The sequence below is a fragment of the Streptococcus sp. oral taxon 071 str. 73H25AP genome (assembly GCF_000146755.1).
GTDB lineage: Bacteria > Bacillota > Bacilli > Lactobacillales > Streptococcaceae > Streptococcus > Streptococcus oralis_T.
On record NZ_GL397256.1, the window covers coordinates 1 to 3673 of the forward strand.

Here is a 3673-nt window from a genome sequence, read left to right on the forward strand (position 1 = left end):
AGCTACATGGTTGCGAGAATGCAGAAAATGAAAGTTGGGAATTTGGGTGGCGCACATAAGCACAATGAACGGATTTTTGAAAAGCACTCAAACAAAGACATCGACACGAGCAGGTCACACCTCAACTATGAGTTGACGGATCGTGACCGCTCTGTGTCGTATGAACGGCAAATTAAGGACTATGTGAACGAGAACAAGAGTTCTAAACGTGGGATACGGAAAGACGCTGTTTTGTGTGATGAATGGATTATTACGTCAGATAAAGATTTTTTTGAAAAGTTGGGCCAGGAGCAGACGAGAAAATTTTTTGAAACGGCTAAAAACTACTTCGCGGAGAATTACGGAGAAACCAACGTTGCTTATGCCAGCGTACATCTTGATGAGAGTACTCCACACATGCACTTAGGGATTGTGCCAATGAGAAATGGTAAGCTGTCATCAAAGGTTATGTTTAACCGTGAGGAGCTAAAGCATATTCAGGAAGATTTGCCAAGGTACATGAATGAGCATGGTTTTGAGTTGCAACGTGGAAAGCGAGATAGCAAAGAACAGCATTTGAGTGTGGCGGACTACAAGGAAAAAATGGGGCGTGAAGCTCTTAATCAGGAATTGCTAGATTTAGGAGCGCCAAAATATTGGCATACGGAAGAACGTAGACCTGCAACAATGTCAGAAATTCAAGATTATGAGGACATAGGTTCTTTGTTTGCAGATTCAGACGTGACATTTAACATCCGAGAAGCGACGTTGGAAGAGCGTTTCAAATGGCTAGACACTCATAGAAACGATTTAAGGGCAGATTTAGGACGTTTAGAGGGTGTCCTTGAGAAAAAGATTGACGAATACGGTAAAATCGATTCTGAGGCTTCTGAGAGGCTCTCAGAGCTATCTGAGTTAAATTCTGAGGTAAATAGTCGTCAGGAGGAAATAAAGGGGTTAAAAAGCGATTCTAAGCGTCTGAGCGATGATGTGGTTCGTCTGGAGAGAGCTCATAGAGAAAAAACGCAACTTTTGGTGGAACAATCAAGTAACTTATCGAAAATTTCGTATAGAGATTTAGATAGACGTCGAGTTGCCAAAGAGTTGCAGGAAGAATTAGAAAATGCTACTCCTAAACTGTTTGGCGATGGCTTTAATTTTACTTCGGATTTTGTTGGACGACTGAAGACGTTTGTGTCTGATGTTGTAGAGAAGCTGGAGCAGGCGGTCAATCAAAATGAGTTACTTAGAAATGCACTAGCAGGCATGAAAGAAGCAAAGAGTAGGCTTGAAAATAGCCTATCTCATGCAGAATGGAAAAATCAGCAATTAGAGACTGAAAACAAAGCATTAAAGCTAGAAAACAGGGAGTTGAAAGTTTCTAAAAATCTCTTAGATGACCTTTCTGAAGTCATAACAGAAAAAGAAGTAACCAGTCTCAATAAGCGTTTAGAAAACTTAAGAGAGACACGAGAACTGTCTAGGACAAGACATGAGCCTACAAAAGGGCGGAGTATCTGAGCGATTTATGCCGTGAAAGCTATTTGACAATAAGCTAGGTCAAGTTAGACTGGTTAAGGCGGTTCAGTCTGAACTTTGTTCAGCTGACCGACAAACCAAAGACTAACGACCTAGGTTCCTTGTTGTCAAATAGACCATGGAATAAAGCAAGCGGACATGGTATAATAGCAGAGTCGCTAGTTCTTCCACTAAGTAACGCGAACTTAGATTGGAGGTGAGCGTTTTGAAGACTTTCCTCGAACTTGTCTTGATTCCTTTTGCGGTTGGCGTTGCTGCAGAAGTAGTTGCTGATTGGCTAATTCAGTACATCAAAGACAAAAGCGACAAAAAATAGCCTGAGTTCTTTTTAGGGCAAAAAAGAAAGGCAGTAGCTGGAACTACTGCCTTTTTTGCGTTTTGCTATTCGTTTCCTCGAACTATAGCGTTTATATAATTATAACACGTTGAAGTTTATGTGTCAAAAACAGATATTTGTGATATACTCGAAGTGAGGCGCCTCAGCGATACGGTCGGTGGCGTGAAGCTCTTTATTGTCGGGCAACTGGAAACGGATAGCTCAAAGGGCACTATTTTGTGTCGGGTGTGGGACTGCCTTCAGCTTCGAGCTGTAAAGACCCCGAATACGTTTTTAAGAGCTTGGCCCGATAGGGTCTTTTTTTATTTCTTGGGTGGAGAAAATGGGGTGATTTTTTCGTAGAAAAAATCTAAAATCGGGGGGCTACTACGACCCCCCTTTTAAGTGCCGAGTGCCAAATTAAGAAAAAAAGTGCCTTGAACCTTAGAGCCACAAGGGTTTGAGGGGTGCGAGTTTTCGGCGACATTTTGGCGAGTTTTTTGGCGAGTTTTTAAAAAAGTATGGGAAAGTGTTGACAAAAATAATTGAAAGTGGTACACTTGCGACAAGTCCGAAAAAGGAGAATAATATGGCGACAGATAAAAAAAGAGTGCAAGTAAGTTTTACTGACGAACAACATCAAATGTTAGTTGATTTAGCTAAGAGTAAAGGCTTTTCTAAGTCTGCAATCATTGTGTTAGCACTTGAAGAATATTTGAAAATGCAAAAATAAAGAAAGGCACAAAAAAAGCTGTGTTGGTCGCACAGCAATAAGTTTTTGATTTAGGTTAAATATAACATATGGCGAAAGAAAAAGCAAGATACTTCACTTTCCTACTCTATCCCGATTCAATTCCAGAAGATTGGGAAATGAGATTGGAATTGATTGGTGTACCAATGGCGGTCAGTCCTTTGCATGATAAGGACTTGAGTGATGTTGAGGGACAACTCTACAAAAAAGCACATTATCATGTGATTTATGTGGCGAAAAATCCTGTGACTGCTGATAGCGTAAGGGTTAGGATAAAAAGGGCTTTAGGAGAACAAAGTGTTGCTATGGTTCAGATAGTTCTGAATATCGAAAACACGTATTTGTATCTAACGCATGAGTCCAAAGACGCTATCAAGAAGAACAAGTACAAGTACGATAAGGCAGATATTAAGCATATCAATAACTTTGATATTGACCGTTATGTGACGTTAGATGCTGAACAAAAAGATGATATTCTAGACGAGGTCTGCAATATCATTGCAGATCATCGGCTAGCGAATATCTTGGAATTGAAAAATTTTGTAATGGCAAAAGGTTCAGAGTATGGACTGCCGAATATGAAAGTTATCAATTCGGTTTTGCGTTCTCATACTGGATTGATTCGATTGTATTTTGACGGAGTTTATCAAGAGCGAAAGTATGGGAATTCAGTTCCGTCAGTAGATTATGAAACTGGGGAAGTTTTGAGCGAGGAAGAATAAAAAGCAGACCTTTCGAGGTCGGCTTTTTTGGTCGGACAATAGCGAAGCCGTCCGACTGTCATTTTGAAAAAATGACTTTGGGTGACTTATCGAAGTCGCCCAATTTTTCAAAAAATGCCCTTGCGATTCGAGGGCTTTTTTTGTAGTTCGCCCTGGCATAAAGTGGGCGGACTAGCTCTCTGCAAGAGCCTTCGGAGAACGCACTTTTACGAAGTAAAGTATAGTGCGTTATACTTTACATGGAAGTTAGCCGAAATTTGTGCTAAAATTCTAGCTAGAATGTTATCACAATAGACGAGCAATAGGCTTGCCGGCTCGTCTGTCATTCGCTACTCGAATGACCCACCTGAGGAGGTAAAAGTTATG

3 protein-coding genes are annotated in these 3673 nt (G+C 40.7%); all 3 read left to right on the plus strand.

The window, feature by feature from the left end; all coding sequences use genetic code 11:
- Positions 1-1500: MobV family relaxase (gene mobV, locus HMPREF9189_RS11780; protein WP_000315204.1), on the plus strand; the 1500-nt coding region annotated here is incomplete at its 5' end.
- 923 nt (positions 1501-2423) lie between these two features.
- Positions 2424-2567, plus strand: a complete 144-nt coding sequence (locus tag HMPREF9189_RS12365) for a CopG family transcriptional regulator (protein ID WP_000179765.1) — start codon at positions 2424-2426, stop codon at positions 2565-2567.
- A gap of 68 nt (positions 2568-2635) precedes the next feature.
- A complete protein-coding gene (locus HMPREF9189_RS11785; RefSeq protein WP_001040564.1) occupies positions 2636-3307 on the plus strand; it encodes a replication protein in 672 nt (223 codons plus the stop codon).
- Positions 3308-3673: the final 366 nt, after the last annotated feature.

Coding starts and splice junctions, on each gene's coding strand:
- HMPREF9189_RS11785 (WP_001040564.1), top strand. CDS start 2,636: ATGGCGAAAGAAAAAGCAAGATACTTCACTTTCCTACTCTATCCCGAT.
- HMPREF9189_RS12365 (WP_000179765.1), top strand. CDS start 2,424: ATGGCGACAGATAAAAAAAGAGTGCAAGTAAGTTTTACTGACGAACAA.